The sequence below is a fragment of the Bacteroides sp. B1-V-101 genome, from assembly GCF_023656585.1.
GTDB lineage: Bacteria > Bacteroidota > Bacteroidia > Bacteroidales > Bacteroidaceae > Bacteroides > Bacteroides thetaiotaomicron.
The window spans coordinates 1-21,414 of record NZ_JAMOKH010000040.1; the positions used below are offsets into that span (position 1 = coordinate 1).

General features: G+C 42.7%; 13 protein-coding genes. 4 read left to right on the top strand and 9 right to left on the bottom strand.

Annotated features, from left to right (window positions below; translation table 11 throughout):
- Window positions 1-459: 459 nt before the first annotated feature.
- The 9 genes from NBH01_RS21650 to susR form a co-directional block, all read right to left on the bottom strand.
- Window positions 460-3,144 carry a family 78 glycoside hydrolase catalytic domain gene (locus tag NBH01_RS21650; RefSeq protein WP_250700293.1) on the bottom strand — a complete coding sequence of 895 codons (2,685 nt, stop codon included), beginning with the start codon at window positions 3,142-3,144 and terminating at the stop codon, window positions 460-462.
- An 18-nt stretch (window positions 3,145-3,162) separates the two neighbouring features.
- Window positions 3,163-5,883: a family 78 glycoside hydrolase catalytic domain gene (locus tag NBH01_RS21655; protein WP_074856149.1), complete on the bottom strand. Its 2,721-nt coding sequence runs from the start codon at window positions 5,881-5,883 to the stop codon at window positions 3,163-3,165.
- 44 nt (window positions 5,884-5,927) lie between these two features.
- Complete coding sequence (locus NBH01_RS21660; protein ID WP_074856147.1) at window positions 5,928-7,316, bottom strand: SGNH/GDSL hydrolase family protein; 1,389 nt, start codon at window positions 7,314-7,316, stop codon at window positions 5,928-5,930.
- Window positions 7,317-7,324: 8 nt separating this feature from the next.
- Complete coding sequence (locus NBH01_RS21665; RefSeq protein WP_250700294.1) at window positions 7,325-10,408, bottom strand: galactose-binding domain-containing protein; 3,084 nt, start codon at window positions 10,406-10,408, stop codon at window positions 7,325-7,327.
- A gap of 48 nt (window positions 10,409-10,456) precedes the next feature.
- Window positions 10,457-12,796 carry a GH92 family glycosyl hydrolase gene (locus NBH01_RS21670; protein ID WP_074856143.1) on the bottom strand — a complete coding sequence of 780 codons (2,340 nt, stop codon included), beginning with the start codon at window positions 12,794-12,796 and terminating at the stop codon, window positions 10,457-10,459.
- Window positions 12,797-12,837: 41 nt separating this feature from the next.
- Window positions 12,838-15,378: a glycoside hydrolase family 38 N-terminal domain-containing protein gene (locus tag NBH01_RS21675; RefSeq protein WP_074856142.1), complete on the bottom strand. Its 2,541-nt coding sequence runs from the start codon at window positions 15,376-15,378 to the stop codon at window positions 12,838-12,840.
- A gap of 12 nt (window positions 15,379-15,390) precedes the next feature.
- The gene (locus tag NBH01_RS21680) at window positions 15,391-15,615 is read right to left on the bottom strand and encodes an anti-sigma factor (protein ID WP_074856140.1); all 225 of its coding nucleotides are present in this window, start codon (window positions 15,613-15,615) and stop codon (window positions 15,391-15,393) included.
- Between the two features lie 75 nt (window positions 15,616-15,690).
- Window positions 15,691-16,215 carry an RNA polymerase sigma-70 factor gene (locus NBH01_RS21685; RefSeq protein ID WP_074856138.1) on the bottom strand — a complete coding sequence of 175 codons (525 nt, stop codon included), beginning with the start codon at window positions 16,213-16,215 and terminating at the stop codon, window positions 15,691-15,693.
- A gap of 191 nt (window positions 16,216-16,406) precedes the next feature.
- Complete coding sequence (gene susR, locus NBH01_RS21690; RefSeq protein ID WP_250700295.1) at window positions 16,407-18,005, bottom strand: SusR family glycan utilization regulator; 1,599 nt, start codon at window positions 18,003-18,005, stop codon at window positions 16,407-16,409.
- 259 nt (window positions 18,006-18,264) lie between these two features.
- On the opposite strand from susR, the gene NBH01_RS21695 reads away from it, so the two are divergent.
- From NBH01_RS21695 to NBH01_RS21710, 4 genes are all read left to right on the top strand, one after another.
- A complete protein-coding gene (locus NBH01_RS21695) occupies window positions 18,265-18,642 on the top strand; it encodes a hypothetical protein (protein ID WP_008760953.1) in 378 nt (125 codons plus the stop codon).
- 113 nt (window positions 18,643-18,755) lie between these two features.
- The gene (locus NBH01_RS21700; RefSeq protein WP_008760952.1) at window positions 18,756-19,106 is read left to right on the top strand and encodes an NADH-quinone oxidoreductase subunit A; all 351 of its coding nucleotides are present in this window, start codon (window positions 18,756-18,758) and stop codon (window positions 19,104-19,106) included.
- Window positions 19,097-19,690: an NADH-quinone oxidoreductase subunit B gene (locus tag NBH01_RS21705; protein WP_008760951.1), complete on the top strand. Its 594-nt coding sequence runs from the start codon at window positions 19,097-19,099 to the stop codon at window positions 19,688-19,690. Before NBH01_RS21700 ends, NBH01_RS21705 begins: the two co-directional genes overlap by 10 nt.
- A 20-nt stretch (window positions 19,691-19,710) precedes the next feature.
- On the top strand, window positions 19,711-21,303 hold the full coding sequence (locus NBH01_RS21710) for an NADH-quinone oxidoreductase subunit D (protein ID WP_129655019.1): 1,593 nt from the start codon (window positions 19,711-19,713) through the stop codon (window positions 21,301-21,303).
- Window positions 21,304-21,414: the final 111 nt, after the last annotated feature.

Sequence of the window (21,414 nt, forward strand, 5' to 3'; positions counted from 1 at the left end):
GTAAACCGGAGGCAGGAATAATAAATAATAAAGTAAACAGCTGCCAGGGTTAGTAATATTTCTAGTCAACACATAGCAGCTATTAGAGATAAACAAGTCAACCATTATTAGGGAAGTACAAGATCTATTTGGTTTCCTACGCCGGAACCGATGGTTTCAAGCGGCTGAAACTCTAGTTTCAAATAGAGGAAACTTTAGTTCCAAGCTGATGAAACTTTAGTTTCAAACGGTCGAAACTCTAGTTTCAAGCTCCAGAAACTAAAAAGCTCTATATAGAACCGAACATAAGAAGCCGTTAATGCAAAACAGTGTGACGGCAAGATTTGCCATCACACTGTCATCACATACTGCTGTCACAGCATTAACCATTCATATTCAAACCATTATGCCCCATAATGTGACAGATGACGGCAAATAATAGTTTTTATTTCTATAGAAGAAGCACCACAGATTCCCCCATTACAACTTATTCAGTCCAAATACAAAATGATGGTTTCCTTCCTTTACCAACACTGTTTTCTTCTTGATATTCACCTTTTTCGTTCCCATCTTGCATGAAACCGCATCGTCAGGAATGCAAACTGTGGCAGTTGTTCCCGCCGGAACCGTCAGCTGAAGGTTCAGTTGGTTACCTTTCAATTCCCAATTGACAGCAATAGTGCCGTAGGGCGATTCTTTCGTCGCTTTTGTCCAAGTCACACCATTCGGTATCTGAGGATCGACATAGAAATGGCGGTATCCCGGTTCAGCCTCATCAAGACGTATTCCTCCCAAAGCCTGATAGAACCAGATTCCAATACCATTATAACAGTTATGTACACGGCTACGTTCTCCGCTCCAGTACTCCCAGGTTGCCGTTGCACCATGATCGATCATATACAAATAGCCGGGATAGTCTCGTTTCTTCATCATCTGATAGAAGAAATCCACTTTTTTGTTCTGAACAGCCCATTCTGTCAGGATAGGTACTCCCACCAAACCGACAGCGATATGTCCTTTATGCTTTTCTTCGGTCATGGCGACCACATTCTCTTTCACTTTATCGTACAAAGAATCGGGCACAACACCTACCAACATAGGATAGCACATATCCAACTGCGAACCTGTAGCATAAATTCCTTCATCCGCACGATAGAAAGTCTCATGAATCAGCTTGTTGAGCTTCTCTCTACGGGCAGCAAAACCTTCCGCTTCTTCTTTTTTACCTAATGTCAAGGCCGTCTTATACATAGTGCCCAGACAATCGCTGATGAAACAGTTACTAACCAAATCCACTGAAGCCTGATTGCCTGCATCTACCCCCATCGGTGCCAGCCAGTCACCCAAATACCAGTCGCGATATTTGGTATCGGGCCAACGCTTCAGCAAACCATCTACCGTATATTTATCCACATACTTGAACCACTCTTTCATTTGAGAATAATATCTCTCGATCAGTCGGGGATCATTATAGTTGACATATGTTCTCCACGGAGCCTGTACAAAGAATCCGCACCAATACGGACCACCGCCACCGGCACCCGGATTAGGACCAACATGCGGCAGACTTCCTCCTTCACGCATAGAATCTCCCCATGTCTGTATCCAGTTCTCGAAAGTCGGGGCTACATCGTACATCGTCTGCAAAGACATCGTTGACGAGTTTCCGTCACCCCCATATCCGGCACGTTCCAGATGCGGACAGTCTACCATATAGCCGCTGAACGTCAGACATTTCATCGTATACTGAATCATATCGTGGATAGCATTCAAGTCGGCATCCGAACATTCAAAAGTAGCAGCCTGTTTGTAATCTCCATAAATCTGCAGAGATTTCATAGCACCCGTTTCCGGCTTTTGCGGAAGATTGGAGATACGCACATACCGGAAGGCATGATGATTGAATTTATTTCTGAAACATTCTCCCTGCTTGCCACCGGATACATATATATCACTTTCACCTTGTTTGTCAAATTCACCGTCTTTCGTCAGATTGTCACTATATTCCATCGTGACTTCGTGACCTGCCGGCAACACAGGCATCTGCATTTCAAACCATCCGGTCTGAACTTTCCCCATATCTACCAACCATGTACCTTCGCCCAGATTTTTGACCGAAACAGCTTGCAAAATCTGATGTATCTTGTTCACTTCACACATTTGAGGCGAAACGATATGATCGGGAACATTCACTGTCACCACAGGAGCCCATTTCATTTTATCCAACGCCTGTGACGAAAGATCTCTCGGAAGAATTCTTCCATCCACCCTCTCACCGCCGAACTGCAAAGCCCGCCAAGTACCTGTATCCGAATAGCCGCTTTCGCGCCCGTTCCATGAACGGTCTGTCTTCGCCACTACTTCCCATTTACCATTTCTCAACACATCCAGCTCTGCTTTTACCAGCGGACCTTCATAAGCCGCTCCGAAAGTAGTTGTCTTGTACCATCCCCGACCGAGCCAGATGAGCAAGTCGTTTTCTCCCTCTTTCAGATAAGGAGTGATATCATAAGTGACAATCAGCGAACGCTTGGTCAAATGTGAAACAGCAGGTGTAAGGACGTCTTCGCCTACTTTCTTTCCATTGACGTAAATTTCGTGATAACCTAACGTATTTATATGCAAAAAAGAAGTCTCTCCCTTCGTCATATTGATTTTCTTGCGTAGAATAGGAGCACAAATCTTACCACCTTCGGCAGACGACCCGATATATTCGCCTTGCATCTGCGACTTATCCAAAATACCTACACCAAAACGGGCAACCGGACTCCACACCGAAGCTTGTTTTTTGGAATCCCATACACGTACCCTCCAATAACATAAGGAACGGGAAGTTAACGCTTTTCCCTGATAAGGCACCATTACCGAAGCATCGGATTTCAACTTCCCGGTGTTCCACAAGTCTGCCTTACCCTGCAACAACAAAATACTGTCCGAAGCCACCTGTATTTCATAATAGGCTTGCCCGCCCTTCACTCCGTCACCTTTCAATTTCCAACTGAAATGAGGGGTTACATTATCAATCCCCAACGGGTCAATAAGATTCTCACATTTTAGCTCCACCAGATGGAAAGGCGGAGTCTTCTCATTTCCATACGCCGTCAATGACAGACAACAGAAACTCAAAATCAAACCTAAACATAACAATCGTTTCATACTATTCATCTTCTATTTTTTAATGACTTACTTAAGAATGACAAAGTGATAGACGCCCGATGATACCTCCATCCAGGCAGAATCCACTTTATCTATTACAATATTACTGACTTCACTTACCGGTTTTCCGGATTCCAGCACCGTTCTGCCACCCCAATCAGGAATTATCACCGTAGCGGATGTATTTGCAGGTACTTCTATCTTAATATTCAGATTTCCGTTCTCATCTATCTTCCAATCCGAACTAATCTTGCCATACTGACTGTCATACGTAGCTCTGCAATATTTCAAATCGGGCACTATCATCGGCTCAATATAAAAATGCTTCATCCCCGGATCAGACTGATCGGGCTTGATGCCTGCCAGTGAATGATAGAACCATGCCACGACACTTCCGAACATCGGATGGCAATGTCCGCAACCTTCATCGTTTCCATCTCCATTCCATGTTTCCCAAAGTGTATTATTCTTCTTGTCAGCCAGATAACCATAACTTGGAAAGTCACGCTGGTTCATCAGCTTATAAGCGAGGTCTGCCCTTCCATTTTCCGTCAGCACCTGCAGTAAAAGTGGAGTGGCAAGTATACCTGTATCAAAGTGATAATTGACCTTTTCCAAATGTCCGAGTAAAGCTGCGAACACTTTCTCCCGCTTACCATCCGGAACAAGTCCGAATGCCAGCGCAAATACATCGGCCCCTTGTTTTCCCTCCCCATAATGATGGGTTGCTTCATTGTAAAATGCAGCGTTGAAGTTCTTTCTGATCGTTTCGGCAAGTGTACGCAGATGATGCTCGTCATTTTTCTTGTTCAGAATACCCGCAACATCCGCCATGATGCAAGTGACATGATAGAAGTATGCCGTATTCACCAATGAGGCAGGAATTTCAATTCTGTTGTGAGGAGTAGACCACTCACCCAGACACCATCCGTTCGGTTCCTCCCTCACGACTATCCCCTTATCATCTGTACGGGTCTGAAGATATTCAACCCAATGCTTCATTCCCTGGTAATGTTCCCGTAAGAGTGTAGTGTCACCATAGTGACAGAAATAATTCCAGGGTATAACTACATAAGCCGATCCCCATGCAGGTCCTCCGCCTCCACCGCCAAAAGGTGCGGTATGAGGAACATAGCCTGTATTCTTATTGCTTGCATCACTAATGTCAGTAACAAACTTTCTGAGAAGACGAGTCATGTCATACGAATAGAGCAGGCTTTCCGTGATGACTTGTCCGTCACCGGTATAAGCCAATCGTTCGCGGTGCGGGTCGCTACTTATTATGCCTTTGAAATTAGCATGCATCGTACGGTTATAAGCCTCACAGATGTTATTAAAAAGTTCGTTAGAGCATTCAAAGCTTCCTGTATTCCTGATATCCGTATAGATGGATTTCACCTGTATGCTTTGGCCGGAGATTGCAACTCCTTCTGTAGCAATCACTTCTATCTTTTTAAACGCATGCCAGGTAAACTTGGGTTCCCATCTTTCTTCCTGCCCGCCTTTCAGTATATATACATCTTCCTGCCCATAGTTCAAGCCCTCATCACTGATGAAACGCAGTTTCACAGAGTCTCCTGCCCTACCTTTCACAGATAGTTCGCACCAGCCCGAAACGGTTTCGGGCAGAGTGAAGATATACAAAGAGTCGTTTGCCTGTTCAAAATGGGTATCTACCGTTCCCATCACTTTCGTAAATGGAATCGTTTGTGCCTGCAAAGCACCCGTAGGAGGACGAACTGCCAAAGCCGGTCTCCAGGCAGAATCATCATAACCTTCCCGGTTCCAGGAACCAAGTTCAAGACGGGCATCATAAACTTCACCTGTAAATATGGCATCATGCAGAATCGGCCCCGTAGTCGTTTTCCATGAAGGATCGGACACCACTGTTTCCCTGCTTCCGTCTTTGTATTCAATCTCCAGTTGCAGTATCAGTTTAGGAACATCATACCACATATGACCTTCCACAATACGGTCCCGCTGATTATACCAGCCATTACCCAATACGACACCAATCACATTGTTCTGTTTCTTCAAATAGGAAGTGACATCAAATACATTATAAAGTACTCTCTGCGTCGACTGGTCATCATAATGATACAAAAGTTTTTTCAACGATCTCTTATCATAATTCGTAACGGCAGGAGCCAATACCTGATCGCCTATTTTATTTCCGTTGAAAGACATTTCATAGAAACCTAATCCGCAGACATATACCACAGCCTTTTTGACGGTTTTCTTAACAGTAAACTCCTTACGAAAATACGGTGCCGGATATGTCAGCGTCGAATCCGGATATAAATCTTCTGTCTGCCCTATCCATTTTGCCTTCCAGTCGGATGGTTTCAATAATCCCATATTCCAGCTCGATGCCTCACTCCATTTCGTAGGAGTGTTATTTTCATCCCAAACCATCACTTTCCAATAAAGCTGCGCTCCGGATGACAAAGGTTTCCCCCGATAGTTAATGACAGACTCTGATGAACTGACTTTACCGGAATCCCAATAATCACCTTTTCCTTTATTGAGCTGTTTCAGACTGCCAGATACAATGATACGATAGGCCGTCTGCCTTTTTCCTCTTTCATCTGACGCCAGTTGCCATTGAAGTACCGGTTGCCGGCTCTCAATAACTATCGGATTCTCCATCTTGTCACAACGCAGATTCACGACATGGGCATTGTCTCTTCCATAGGTAAAGGAAGAAAATGCGATCAACAGCAAGAGAGTTCCAATTAATCTATTCATATTGTCCAATTAAAGAGTTTTTTGCAATCTACACATCATGACCATTATTCAATCTTTGTCAGACTCACTGTATGAGTGACAGGCTTATTGATTTTATAAATGGTTTCAACAATGGTTTTCATATAATTACCCCAGACTTCACGTACCTCAGGATGCATCGCTTTGACATACCAGTCATAACTCATCCGAAGGAAAACATCTTTGGGCAAATATTCTTTAAGTTTATCAATAGCCTGTTGATTATCTGCAAATAACAGTCCCTCCTTTTTCAAGAAAGAATATTCTGTCCACAAATATTCTCTGAAACGTTTCTCCATTTCAAACCGTTCCTCATTCAGATACATAATCTTCATAGCTTGTTGATATTGGGGAGTATTCGGGTAATCTGCCAGATTGATCCCATCCGCCAATTGTTCCGCTGAAAAATCATCAATAAACTGATTATCAATCGTCAGCCGATAAGTTCCTTTCTCCAGATTCGTCACCTGAAAGCGTTCCTGATTGAACTCTTCCATAAACGGAACGAGCTGCATGGCATCACGTTGCGACCTTTTACTACCCCAGCCACTTCTCGATACAGAATCCAGCGGATAAGGAAGAGCCTCAGCCAGATAGTCGAAAGTTAAATTGCTTCCGTTCTTCTTCAATTTTGAAACTTTACAGTTCTTACGAGCCATTATAGATGAACGATGTGCATCAATAGAGACTGACGACACTTCATTTCCCGCCAATCCCTGCGCTTTCAAAAACAGATAAGCCATGACCATCTGACCATCATTATCCGGATGGATTCGATCTATCCTACAAAAAGTAAATGTAGAGTCTTTCTCCTGTTCCTTCAGACTTAGTTCTCTCATTGGCTGATTAAAATCAACAAAGCCCCAGTCATTCTTTTTTGCCGATGCCCGTTGGGCGTCTATTATTTTAAGAATAGCGTCGTTCTTTCCGTGCAAAATAAAATGATTGAACCTGGAGGTCTCATCATAAGGAGAGCCACCTATCAGCACCTTGGTTATTTTATTTTTAGCCAACAATCGTTCTTCTATTTCCCGATAGCTCTCCAACGACTTTGCAATCCGTTCTTCCGACAGTTCTTTCGCATTGTCTTTCATGTAAACATCATAACCGGTATCGTTCATACCGAAAGTCAGTGTCACATAAGTCGGTTTTCTGTCGAAAACGTCATAATCCAGCCGGTCTTTGATATCCCATGCACTCTCTCCGCCAATTCCGGCATTCATGATAGTAATCGGCTGGTCGGGAAAGCGGGTCATGTAATATAGCCAGATAAATGAATGATAATGTCCGCCATGAGTAATGCTGTTTCCCACAAATACCACACGCTCCCCCTTTTCGAACCGGGGAATTGCAGTCTGTGCCTGCAGGCAGCCACAACTCAGACAAATCAAAGATAACAACCAGAATATCTTCATCTCTACTTTTATATATCCAGTTTATTCTGCTCTACTTTTCCGTACTGTTTCACCAATACACTCACGCCACCTTTCAGCAGTTCGGGTGCTGCCTCCATACTGATCACCTTTTCTTCGCCCGGCATCAACGTTACATAATTATCGGACATGATAACAGGAAGCACGCGTTCTTGTGTAGTCTTATTGACAAGTCTCATCCGATTGGCAAAAGCCACCATACCGGAATTGTTCTTCACAGCTATTTTCATCTTTCCGTCAGCCATCGATTTATCGACCAACCGGCAAGACAAATCAGCTTCCGGAAGTGTATTCAGCAAGGTATAATCAAGGTCTCTCACGCCATTCCGCCAATAGAAGTTTTCGGAGAGCAGATCACCCTTAGCATCTGTCAGTTCCAGTTTAATGAAATGAAGCGGAGTCAGTTCTTCTATTCCCTTCGGCTTCTCACCGTAGACTTCGAACTCAAACAATGAATATCCGAATGATGTGGCACGACTGATACCTGCCAGTTTTACATAACGGGCAGCAACCGGTTCCAGCTCAATCTGTTCCGTACCGCCTTTTCCTTCCTTATTGGTATAAACGGTTTTCCACTCCTTCGCATCATTCGAAACTTGCAGCTCATATCTCTTAGCACAAGCCGCTTCCCATTTCAAAATTACTTTTTCTATTTTCTCCTCTTTGCCAAGATCAATGTATATCCATTGAGGATCGCTGTATGCACTTTCCCAACGGCTTCCGGCACCTCCGTCAGCCACCATCGAAGCACTTTTAGAAGCACTTGTTGAGGAAGATGCAATGACATTCTTTCCGTAAGCCAGATTGAAGGGGTTAAAGTTCAACGTAAATGCTTCAGCTATATCGCTGGCTGCCACGTCTACCTGTTTTGTCTGGCCGTATACAGTAACTTCCTTTCCATTCAGGTCGTAGATGGTAGCTTTGGCTGTTGCCCCTTTCAGGTCCTTCGCCGTAGTGTTGACTGCTTTTATGCTGTTATTGGAAGCATTCCATTGGATATGCAGAGGTTCACAAGCCTTTTTCGCCCCCCAGTAAGCACCTGTAGGATCGTAATAATAATCGTAAGTCTGCCATACAAACGAAGGATAGGCAGGATGGCTCATCCAGATGAGAAGTCCAGCGGCGTCATTCCACATCTTGTCGTTCCAAGCCTCATACATTCCTTTCATTACTTCGATATTCAGCAACTGTGCCTTCTCGCAGAACTCTTCCAGTCCGAATGATTCTCCATACTGGGTGTTCACTGAATTCTTGTAGTTTATAGGATTGGCGTTGGATGCTTCCTTACCGAAGAAATGCTTGTTCCATACGTTATCGTCATCATTCTTCAACTGCTCGTCAGTAGGCAGAGGCCACCAGTCTTTCTGCGGGATAAACTCTTTCACACTTTCGAATGTAGGGAAAGTAGCCGTACCTATCTCTGTACGCATACCGTAACCGTGATCAATACCATACGGATAAGCCGGTGTATTAAATGCCAGATTGCTGCCTGATGTTTCAAAATGATGTCTTGGAGGCTGATTTCCCCACCAGCCACTTCCGGACAATCCGTCCTGATTGGAGCATGACTTGTACATACGGTCATTGTTATCCTCTTTGGCAATCATTTCACGCAGGTAATTATCCAAATCGGGTGTCGGATGCGTTTCATTGGCTCCACACCAGATAGCGATGGAAGGATGGTTTCTGAGACGTCTGACTTTATCAAGGGCATTCGCCTTGAACGCTTCCGGTTGGGCTACATCATTATATGCCACATACAGCCAGAAGTCATTCCATACCATTATTCCGTATTTATCACAATAGTCATAAAACTCATCATCGGTCACACAACCTGTCCACAGACGAATCATATTGTAATTCATCTCCTTATGCAGACGGATCTTCGTTTCATATTCTTCACCCTGGCAACGAAGCAGATACTCACTCATTCCCCAGTTTCCACCTTTCAGGTAAATCTTCTGCCCATTGATAAAGAATGTCAGTACAGGATATCCCACTACGTTATCTACCATCTTATACTCATACTTCTTGATACCGAATGTCATTTCCTTTACATCCGACACCTGTCCGTCAACCGAACAAGTCAGTTGGCAGGTATAGAGATTAGGTTCACCATAACCATTCGGCCACCAAAGTCTCGGGTTATCAATGACCAGCTGTTTTATTTCTTCTTTATCTATAAATAATTTGGCTGTCGTTCCTCCCTCTACCCGTATATCTTTAGAAAAGGAAATGTTTCTCGGCTGAATAACTCCAGCAACAACCACTTCCTTCGGAGAAGAAGAAGCATTTCTGATATCTGTCGAAATGGATATCTCAGCTTGCTGTAAAGTCGGCAACTCGGAACGTACCCACGGGTCTTCCATAATTACATCTCCGGTAACAGCAAGGTAGGCATTACCTGTGATACCCGCCAAACGTCCTGGTATATAAGGCATCCAGTCCCAACCGGCACCTGCCAGATAACTGGGGCTGCAAGCAACTCCATACGGGTCTTTAGCTTTACGCGTCTTTTTCTGGTCGGGATCGGTGATCAAGACGGCTATCGCATTCTTGCCGGACTTCTTAACCAAATCAGTCACATCAAATTTTGAACGCAACATATGACCGCTTACATCTTTCACAGATGTTTTCGTTCCTGATATCTTCTCTCCGTTAAAATAGAAATCAGCAAAGCGGTTGGTATTGTCAAAATGGAGCCATACACGCTTTCCTTCCGAATAAGATACCGGAAGCTCAAATTCTGTACGATACCAGAACGGACGGTTATAAAACGTCTCGTCTACTTTATAAATATTATCAGCGTAATTAGGATCGGGAACAATTCCTGCTTCAACATAAGCAGTAAAAACAGTTCCCGGTACTACACCCTTGACAAAACCGGACATTTCAAATCCCGGAGTAGATATCTGTTCTCCGGTCATATTCTCCAAATCCGCCTGGGGTTTCACTTCCCAAAGAATCTGCGGGTTCGAACTGTTCAACGACATCTTTGTACTCTGCTCCGCACATCCCGTCTGGATAAGAGCAAATACTGCCGATACTATAAAAAGACCAAGTTTATTCATCATGCTATCAAGATTTTAAAGTAACAATTAGTTTTGGGGATCTTTATTTAATCAGATCCCCCATTCAGTGTTAGGCTTATCACCCATAAACAGCTCCAATGTTCCTCCGGCTGCAATATCTGCAAAGTCCAGATAACACTTATTGTATTCCTTGCCGTTCAGCAAAGCCTTCTGTATATATAGATTATTTGCGTTGTTATCGTGTGCAATCACTGTAAATATTTCTCCTGAATAATACTTCGGATCCAGTCGGAACTCTACCTTATCAAAAACAGGACTTGTTATTTCCATCCGCGTGTTCCCCGGACAAGAAGGATGAATGCCGGAAGCAGCCAGAATATACCACGCCGACATCTGTCCAACATCCTCATTTCCTACAATCCCTTCTACTTTGTTGGCATATGCCTTTTCACAAATATGACGTGTCCACTTCTGCGTATCCCATGGCGCACCCAACTGGTTGAAGAGGAAAGGAACAAAATGTACCGGTTCGTTGGCGTGATTATAATATTCATTCCACAACAAGTTGGAAGGAGTCTTATCAAACAGATTAGTCAGATCCGCTATCACTTTTTCTTTGCCTCCCATCAGTTCGACCATGCCCGTCACATCGTGCGGCACGAACCATCCCTGCTGGTAAGCATTGGACTCAATGCAACCATACCATTCCTTTGTCAGTGCATTCTCCGGCCAAGGTTCCCAGGAACCATCCGCATTTCGTGGGCGGAACCATCCTTTCTCCTTGTCAAATATATTGCGATAAGCCTGTCCTTTTTCATAAAAACGTCGGGCTTCATCTTCTTTTCCCAGTGCTTTAGCCAATTGAGAAACACACCAGTCTGCATAAGCATATTCCAAAGTGTATGAAATGCTTAATGGTTCAGGAGTATAACCTAACAAATCATTGCCGAATTTGCGTGATGTATTGACTGCGTATTGATAAGCTTTCTCAGCATCGTAAGTGCGGATTCCCTTTATATAGGCATCAGCCAATACGGATAATGCAGGATTACCCAGCATACATCCTGAATAAGAATTCAGCAGTTCCCAACGTTCGTAATATTCGCGTCCGCTTTGCTCAGCCATAGTAATCAACGAGTTCAGTTCGTCACTTACCAGACGCGGATTGATAATCGTCTGCAAAGGGAACTGACTACGAAATACATCCCAACCGCTGAATATAGTACGTTTGGTAAATGTACTGTCACCTGCATGTGTCTCTTTATCTCCGCCTACATAGCGGCCGTCTACATCCGAATAGATTCGTGGATCGATCATTGTGTGGTACAAAGCGGTATAGAACACCGTTTTCTCTTCATCCGTACCTCCGGATATCTGTACACGGCTAAGTTCTTTGTTCCATAAATCATTCGCCTCCTGTCTCACCTGATCAAAGTTTTTAGAAGCTATTTCCTTTTTAAAGTTATTGGCAGCACCCTCCATATCTACAAAAGAGATGCCTACTTTCATTTCTACTTCTTCTCCTTCCGTAGTCGGGAATTCGGTGAAGAAACCCAGATGTTTGCCTTCCAGTTCTTTCTTACCTGTTATCACCGGAGTCTGTGAAACACGTGTCAGATAAGGAATACTAACGACTTCATCACGCTTCCGGACCCAATTATCAGGGATATCCGCACTCCAGAATCCATAATTACTCAACGGCTTGCTGAATTGCGCATAATAATAAACGGTATAATCGGCACTGCCTTCTCCATTACCCCATCCGCCACCGTCAGGAGTACACTTCATCCAGCCTTGAATCGTATTTTCATTTACCACCTTCACATATTGAACTGTAGAAGTACCGCCCACTCTGCGTGCCAGGTCGATCTGAATACGCGACTGTTCATTCGAAGGGAAAGTAAACCGCAATATTCCACAATGGGGTGTAGCACTAGTCTCTGCTTTGATCTTATAATCAGTCAGCTCTACAGAGTAATATCCCGCTTTCGCAGTCTCGGTAGCTTTATCATAGGCAGAACGGTATCCTTTGATACTGTCATTATTCTCTTTACCCGCTACTTTCAGCAATTCACCGGTGGTAGGCATGACGAGGAAGTTTCCTAATTCACCAAACCACCCCACACCACTCATCTGAGTAAAAGCAAATCCTTCAATTGTCTTATGTTCATCACTATAACCGGAGCCGTTATCACCTCCTGTTATTGTATTCGGACTCACTTGCACCATACCATAAGGAGTGGTCGCTCCCGGAAAAGTCTTACCCAATCCATGATAAACACCTGCAGCCCCCACACTGGTGCTGGCGCCGATAAACGGATTTACATAATCAGTCGGAACCAGATCTGCTGTAGCTGTATCCGTCGATGAACAAGCGGTCATCCATAAAAAAGAGCAAGCAATTAAAAGATTAGCAGTAGCTTTATACATAAAAATATTTCAGTTTACTATTAATAGAATATATTTATAAATCAATTCAGTACGAAAGTCTTTATACCGAAACGGGGCATTGAAACAATCATTTCAGTTTTCCCGGCACGTGTTTTTATCTTCTTTTGTTCCAGGCAGTTTCCATTCAGATCTACTTCCTCTATCCGGGATAAAGGCATGTTTAAAGTAATTTTTCGCTGTGCATTGTCTCCTTCCGCATTGAACAGACGCAGCATGATCTTCCCGTCCTGCAGTCCAGCTGCACTAATCTGATAACCGGTATTGCGCAAATCAACAAATGATTTTGATTCCAGTTCTGCCGACGAATGATAAGAACCTAACAATGGTTCATTCCAACAGTCACTGCTAGTAGCAATGCAAGCTTTATCCCACTTCCCACGATGAGGGATAATAGCATATTTCATTTTCAACGGACCTGTAATCTTATAATCAGGTCCCCAAAGTCCCGGACCGGAATATTGTGCCGTCAAACCTAACGGGTAATCTTCTCCGTGAGAATAAGAAGTAGTATGGTCTGACAATAATGCCAGCGCATAATCTCCTTTTTGTTCCGCCAAATCCACCCAGTTAAGAATAATATTATGCTTAATCTGATCCCAGGTATTAAAGAAAGTATTATCCAGTTTACTTTCGCAAACATCAAACGGCGCATTTTTATAAATACGAGACGAACCAAGATCTACCGGAAACAAGACACTCAGTTTAAACCGGTCGTCACAATATGCTCTGCGATTGTCCCGCCAGTGCGTTTCGCGATATTCACCGATTCCCACATTCTTTCTCCAATTGATGGTAAGGTCAAAGTCAATACGCTTATCCCCGCGGGCAAGAGTCACAATCTGCGTAAAAGGATGTGTAGCGATTTCGCCTTCTATCTTTACCTTTGTCTCATAGCAATTATTTCTCAGAACAGTCATCTTTGCAGGTGTCTCCGTAGAAGAACGGAATTTTTCTTCTTCATAAAAGTATCCCCGCAGTTCACCTAAAGCATACTCACCGGATTGTTTGGCAAAGTCTTTGTTTCCCTCTTTCTTTGCAACCAAGCTTTTAATAATTCCTCCCTTCGACAAGTCAAAAACAATCTTATACAATTCATTTTCGACTATATATTCCCGTTCGTTCACTGCACACTGACCTCCTGAAACCGTTCTTTTACCTAACCTTTTTTGTTTGATACGATACGTGGAGTAGCCGAGGGGGGGAACTTCTGCTTCAAAAAACAATCTTGTTTTTTTACCTTCTCTTTCTATAGAGTAACCTATCTTCTTTCCTTTCCAGTTACAAACTTCCAATTCGTCATCTGCATACTCATCTGGAAGCAGGATATTCATCATCTCTGTTCGTTGAATTCCCAGAGTATTATAAACACGTATATATCCCTGCTGACCGTCCACAGGCGTATTTCCCTGATCAAAGCTCCGTACGGATGCTTCCGTTATCTTATCAGCAATGGTATTGGTCTGATCCGTCCACCGCTTGATTGCATCTGCCCATGTACCATACCTATGTAAACCATTATACGGTACAATCCATGAATCATGATGTTGTGCCAGCATCAATGTGCGCCAGGCTTCATCCACATCCGCCTGAGCATAGCTATAGCCATTCTCCAAATGAGCTATGACGGACATTTTCTCTGCCATCACTATCTTATTCTCGGAAGTACGTACCTCCTGTGCAATCCTTTGCATCACTTGGCTGCCCCACATCAGATTGACACGCATATCTTCTTGCGAGAAACGATAATCATCATCTGTTTTACCAATGGAAATATTCTCTATGTAATCTTTCCATCTTACATATTTGGAATTATTTTTGATTTTCTTTCCACTACCCAGCCACGGTCCGTTTTTCCATCCAGCATCCTGAAAACACATACCTACCGGATGCTCGATTCCTGCATCACGGCAAGCGTTTAAATATTCCTCTGAATTTCCCCAGGCAGTCGTCTGCCAAGTAGATCCCCGTTCCAGTTTCTCGCAAGCATAACGGGGTACGGTTAGTATGGAAGTTCCATCGGTTCCTATCCAGTTGACCAGTTCTCCACCATAAGCACTGGTATAGCCTCCCCAGCACGTATTCGGGCATTTGAGAACAGCATACTTAAATCCTAACGACTTGAGTATCTGCGGCAAGCAGCTTGTAAAACAAGGTTCTTCCACTGAATAAGTCAGAAAACTTACTTCCGGAAAATGTTTATTTATCTTGGATATACCATATTGAAACTGACGAATAATACTTTCACCTGAAATATTGTAGCAGTATGGCTGCGCATAGGTCGGATTCGTAAATTCTACTTGCTCGCCGGCTGCGAGATTTTTAAATTGACGATAAGCTTCGGGGGTTTGTACCTGAACCGTATCCCACGTCTCAGGTTCTATCTCCATGCAGATTCGCCAGTCGGGATGCATGGTCAGCTGGTCTACGATAAACTGGGTTTTCCACTTCACCGGATAGTGCCCGTATATCCCTCCATGATATCCGTCAACGAAAGATGGCTGCTGCGAATGAACATACGAACAAATAAAAACAGCTAATAACAGGATACTAATTTTATTCATGGTATCTAATGCCTATTTATTTTTGCGTTTTTCTATCCGATTCATAAATTCAGATAACTTACGCTGAGCAAGTTCCTTATCCTCTTTCGGAGCCAACCAGTCTATTAGTGCTACCAGATGCTGATATTCTAAAAAGTCCTCTTGTAGTCCCCCGTCATGGATTACTTCCAACAGAAATTCATTTTTTTCTCCGGAAGTCAATTCACCTGCAAAATACTTATTTATATTATTTTTCATTTATACGTACTTTTTACAAAAGAACGATTAACTCAACAAATACCCCTAAAAGAATATCTATAATTTAATTAAAAGTTATGCAGCCAGACACATACTGAGCTTTACTCTTAATTTTTTGAGCGCTATTCCCATCTGACATTCAACTGTATTGACGGAAATTCCCAAGCGTTCGGAGATTTCTTTATACTTCAGTCCTTCCATACGACTCAACAAGAATATGTCACGACACCGTTTCGGCAAACTGTTGATTGCAGCCCGAACAAGTATTTCAGTGTCATTCCCCACTGACATATCAGAACCATCAAACCTGTCTAAAGATTGTAGCTTTAAATTTAACTCTATTTCAAAAGAAGTCTGCATAACTTCTACATATTTTTGCTCGAATATTTTATGTTTCAAATGGTCCAGACATCTGTTCTTTACCAATCTAAAAAGATATGCATTCATATTCTCAACGTGATCCATAGAATCTCGTCTTTCCCACAGGTCTGTGAACACATCTTGCGTTATGTTTTCTGCATCCTCTTCCAGTATTACAAATTCTCTTGCAAACCGAACCAGTTTTGAATAATAAGTGAGATACATTTCTGAAAAGCTCATAGTTGTGTTTCTTTAGAATTAGTATTCAGTTATCAAAAATCTTGTGATGCAAATATAGAGATGAAAAAAGCCTACTTCTGATGGGAAGTAGGCTGTAAAGTAGACTTTTTTAAGACTTTATTTTAATTAACAACTTATAAATCAACATATTGAAAAATAAGCATTATCATGTTTTGGTAAACTAAATAGAATCATTTTTGAGACAAAGAACCGAGCTTTTTCACCTCTTCTTCGAATAGATTGCTATCCAGGACAGACATTCGCTTCACTTTACTCTTATAATTATAAATTGTTTGTACGGAGTAATGCAGAAATACAGCAATCTGTCCAACATCTGTAATCCCCATTCGTATCAAGGCAAATATGCGTAGCTCCGTATTCAACTGGTCCTTTTCCAGTCTATAGTGTTCTTCGGGCTTCAACAGGGAATTAAATTCTTCGACAAAGTTAGGATACAGTTTCAGGAATGCTTTATCAAAGTTAGTATATAGTCCTTCAAGCTCTTTCTCAAAAGGACGGGAGGAAGACTTATAAAGATCGTCGACTTGTCCGGTCTTTATTTTCCGGTTGACATTCTTTCTGTATTCATCGAGTTTATTTATATATACGGCACACTGATTCATAAAGTAGCCGACATACCTTTCCTTTATCAGATTGGCCTCATCCAGATTTTTATTCAATGCCACCAACTCCTCATTCATACACTTTAGATTCTTCTTGGCCCGGGAAACAATCTTCGTCTGCTTGTAAGTGAAATATAATGCAAGGGCAAGAGCTACGACCAATAAGCTGGTCAGCAAAATGTAAAAGCGAAGATTCTGCTTCTCCAGTCTATAGAGATAAGTACTCTCTATAATAGGATGAATACGCGCAATCACCGTATTCTTGAATCGGGAATTATAAAAGATAGCATCACTCAAAGCCACCTTTATATAATTATAAGCTCTGTCAATGTCACCTTTATGATACAGATTAACCGCCAGAGTCAGTAATGCCTCATTCTCCTTGACTGCCAGTTTGGTATCTGTCATAGCAGCTAATATCAGATACTTTTCTTCCAGTTCAAGATTCCCAGACAGCTTATAGGCTCTTGAAAGCCCCATAGCCATCATAGCATAGCCATGAGTTTCCGGTTGCTGCTTATCATATATCTTAATTAATATCTCAAGAGCCTCCGAAAATTTTCCTTCATCTTGAAGCTTGACAGCTTTTTCTTTAAAATATTCATCTGATTGATCGTACAGAATAGTCATCACAGTATCCCGATAGGCTTCTTTTTGTACCATATATTCACTTGAGAACCGGGCATCATCCGTATATTTAATAAGGTTCTCATAGTAGCGGATATGATTCCAACAATATAAAGCCTTCAGATAATCAGGTAATGTATCGCATTTAATAGACTTGAAGATATCGGTAGCCTGAACAAACAACCCCGATAATGAATAAACAAAAGCTAATTGCAGTCTGCCTTCCAGTAAGTAGGTGTTATTACCCATTTTTTGGGCTATTTCAATATTTTCATTGATATACTGTTCTGCCGAATCGCAGACAAATGTTGAATACTGGCTAATAATCTCGGAATTCAGACGATACATATCGTCCAAGGTCTTTTGTTCCTTCTTTTTTGCTTTCAGCTCTTTGATAGTAGCTTCCTTCTTTTCTGTATACACAAGACGCTCAGAAATCACTTTATCTAAAACTTTCAATAGAGAATCATTCTCGTTATTTGCATAAAGATTCAACAAAGAACCCAGTAGGATTGTTATAAAGCAAAGTGTGTGTTTCATATCAATGTGTTATATACAATTTGCAAAAAAATGAATTTTCTTTGGGTAATTCGTCAAAAAGAACGTAAATCGTTCTTTTTATTACATCTTTTAACCAAACAAGAACGGATGTATACCATAAAAGAAGAAGATTCTCCAGAGTAGCACTGAAATAAGAACGGACTTGAAATAAAGCAAGTTAAAAAATACTTTTTTGTAACCCCGACTTTGCAAAAAACATGAATATTAATCCTATATTTGCAGCCGTTAAAAGAGAAAGATGAAACAAAGCTTAAAATACGGACTATTTCTGGTACTTGCTTTGCTGATCCATGTTGTTTCCAATGAAGCAATGGAAGATAACTGCAGAGTATCCCCCCCGACATATCGCCAGGAGAAGTGCTACGTATCTCAGGATCATCCTGTTCATAATGCTCTTGAACGTCTTCATTATTTCTATTCTACCCAGTCTTGTGATATGAGTCATGCGGATGTTGCACACATCCCTACAGATAAAAGCGTGCAATTGCTGATTACTTATTTCCGTGAATACAAAAGCCAGCAAAACACGTCTCAGACTCATTCACTCCATATTCCCAAGTACTTTTACGATCCTATTACATATTATATATATGGTTTAAGGAAGATCGTCATTTAGACGGTACAATCCATTATCTTATTCGTCAATTCATTACAGTTGGTTTCATCCGGGTGTGGAGAAACTAATTGTTTATTTCTATATAATATTCAATCTAAACAGCTATTGAAATTATGAATTTTACATTTTTAGTTGTTGTTTTACTGACAGCGCTCGCTTTTGTCGGTGTAGTAATAGCCCTTTCACGAGCTATTTCACCACGTTCGTACAATGTACAAAAGTTTGAAGCTTATGAATGTGGTATACCAACGCGTGGTAAATCATGGATGCAGTTCCGTGTAGGTTACTACCTGTTTGCCATCCTGTTCCTGATGTTCGACGTGGAAACAGCTTTTCTGTTCCCTTGGGCAGTAGTAATGCATGACATGGGACCTCAGGGGCTCGTTAGTATTCTCTTCTTCTTTATTATTTTGGTTCTGGGCCTTGCTTATGCCTGGAGGAAAGGAGCTTTGGAATGGAAATAACCAAAAAACCGAAAATAAAATCAATTCCGTATGATGAGTTCATCGACAATGAGTCATTGGAAAAGTTGGTCAAGGAACTTAATGCCGGAGGAGCGAACGTTTTTCTTGGGGTTCTGGACGACCTTGTCAACTGGGGACGCAGCAATTCACTGTGGCCGCTTACTTTCGCAACCAGCTGTTGCGGCATCGAATTCATGGCACTGGGTGCCGCGCGTTATGATATGGCCCGCTTCGGGTTCGAAGTAGCACGTGCCAGTCCGCGCCAAGCTGATATGATCATGGTCTGCGGAACAATCACCAACAAGATGGCACCGGTACTGAAACGTTTGTACGATCAGATGCCCGATCCGAAATATGTAGTTGCCGTAGGCGGATGTGCTGTCAGCGGAGGGCCTTTCAAGAAGTCTTATCATGTGCTGAATGGAGTAGATAAGATTCTTCCGGTCGATGTATATATCCCCGGATGTCCGCCCCGCCCGGAAGCTTTCTATTACGGCATGATGCAACTACAACGCAAAGTGAAAATAGAGAAATTCTTTGGTGGAACGAACAGAAAAGAGAAGAAACCGGAATTTATGAAATGAAGAATGAGGAACGAAGAATTATGCAAGAAATACAATTTATAGTCCCTGCAGCGTTACACGACGAAATGCTGCGCTTGCGAAATGAAAAACAGATAGACTTCCTTGAAAGCCTCACTGGTATGGACTGGGGAGTAGCAGACGAAAAAGACGCACCGGAGAAACTCCGTGGTTTAGGCGTTGTCTACCATCTGGAATCGACTGTTACGGGAGAACGGATAGCACTGAAAACAGCCGTTACCGACCGTGAACGACCGGAAATTCCGTCAGTCAGCGATATATGGAAAATAGCCGACTTCTACGAACGTGAAGTGTTCGACTACTATGGCATTGTTTTCGTAGGGCATCCCGATATGCGCCGCCTTTACTTACGTAATGACTGGGTAGGATACCCCATGCGTAAAGATAATGATCCGGAGAAAGATAATCCGCTTTGTATGGCTAACGAAGAGACGTTCGATACAACACAGGAAATAGAACTTAATCCGGACGGAACGATTAAAAACAGAGAAATGAAACTCTTTGGAGAAGAAGAGTATGTAGTCAACATTGGCCCGCAACACCCTGCAACTCACGGTGTAATGCGCTTCCGCGTTTCTCTTGAAGGTGAAATTATTCGTAAGATCGATGCTAACTGCGGTTATATCCATCGGGGTATCGAGAAAATGAACGAGAGTCTTACATATCCGCAGACATTGGCATTGACTGACCGCCTCGACTATCTGGGCGCACATCAGAACCGTCACGCTTTGTGTATGTGCATCGAGAAAGCGATGGGCATCGAAGTGAGCGACCGTGTCAAATACATTCGTACAATTATGGATGAGCTGCAACGTATCGACTCTCACTTACTGTTCTACTCCGCCCTCGCCATGGACCTTGGAGCACTTACTGCTTTCTTCTACGGATTCCGTGACCGTGAAAAGATTCTCGATATTTTTGAAGAGACTTGCGGCGGACGTCTGATCATGAACTACAATACCATCGGCGGTGTACAGGCCGACCTTCATCCTAACTTCGTCAAGCGGGTAAAAGAATTTATCCCTTATATGAGAGGTATCATTCACGAATACCACGACATATTTACCGGCAACATTATCGCTCAGAGCCGTATGAAGGGCGTCGGAGTGTTAAGCCGTGAAGATGCAATCTCATTCGGTTGCACCGGGGGTACAGGCCGTGCTTCTGGCTGGGCTTGCGATGTACGTAAGCGGATACCGTACGGTGTATATGACAAGGTAGACTTCCAGGAAATTGTTTATACGGAAGGAGACTGTTTCGCCCGTTATCTGGTACGTATGGACGAAATCATGGAGAGTCTGAAGATTATAGAGCAGTTGATAGACAACATTCCCGAAGGCCCGTATCAGGAAAAGATGAAACCGATCATCCGCGTTCCCGAAGGCAGTTATTATGCCGCCGTAGAAGGAAGCCGCGGAGAATTCGGAGTCTTTCTCGAAAGTCAGGGTGACAAGATGCCTTATCGCCTGCACTATCGTGCTACGGGATTGCCACTTGTTGCTGCAATCGACACGATTTGCCGCGGAGCGAAAATTGCCGACTTGATTGCCATCGGAGGAACACTGGACTATGTAGTTCCGGACATCGACCGATAAACAAGAGATAAAAAACAAGTATTAAGTATAAAGTAGTAAGTATTAACCGACTATGCAATATGATATACGCTATATTCCGCATGGAATTAATACTTAATACTTAAAACCTAA

Bases quoted from the DNA above. Each gene is read 5' to 3' on its own strand.
- NBH01_RS21650 (WP_250700293.1), bottom strand. From the start codon at position 3,144: ATGAATAGTATGAAACGATTGTTATGTTTAGGTTTGATTTTGAGTTTC.
- NBH01_RS21655 (WP_074856149.1), bottom strand. From the start codon at position 5,883: ATGAATAGATTAATTGGAACTCTCTTGCTGTTGATCGCATTTTCTTCC.
- NBH01_RS21660 (WP_074856147.1), bottom strand. From the start codon at position 7,316: ATGAAGATATTCTGGTTGTTATCTTTGATTTGTCTGAGTTGTGGCTGC.
- NBH01_RS21665 (WP_250700294.1), bottom strand. From the start codon at position 10,408: ATGATGAATAAACTTGGTCTTTTTATAGTATCGGCAGTATTTGCTCTT.
- NBH01_RS21670 (WP_074856143.1), bottom strand. From the start codon at position 12,796: ATGTATAAAGCTACTGCTAATCTTTTAATTGCTTGCTCTTTTTTATGG.
- NBH01_RS21675 (WP_074856142.1), bottom strand. From the start codon at position 15,378: ATGAATAAAATTAGTATCCTGTTATTAGCTGTTTTTATTTGTTCGTAT.
- NBH01_RS21680 (WP_074856140.1), bottom strand. From the start codon at position 15,615: ATGAAAAATAATATAAATAAGTATTTTGCAGGTGAATTGACTTCCGGA.
- NBH01_RS21685 (WP_074856138.1), bottom strand. From the start codon at position 16,215: ATGAGCTTTTCAGAAATGTATCTCACTTATTATTCAAAACTGGTTCGG.
- susR (WP_250700295.1), bottom strand. From the start codon at position 18,005: ATGAAACACACACTTTGCTTTATAACAATCCTACTGGGTTCTTTGTTG.
- NBH01_RS21695 (WP_008760953.1), top strand. From the start codon at position 18,265: ATGAAACAAAGCTTAAAATACGGACTATTTCTGGTACTTGCTTTGCTG.
- NBH01_RS21700 (WP_008760952.1), top strand. From the start codon at position 18,756: ATGAATTTTACATTTTTAGTTGTTGTTTTACTGACAGCGCTCGCTTTT.
- NBH01_RS21705 (WP_008760951.1), top strand. From the start codon at position 19,097: ATGGAAATAACCAAAAAACCGAAAATAAAATCAATTCCGTATGATGAG.
- NBH01_RS21710 (WP_129655019.1), top strand. From the start codon at position 19,711: ATGCAAGAAATACAATTTATAGTCCCTGCAGCGTTACACGACGAAATG.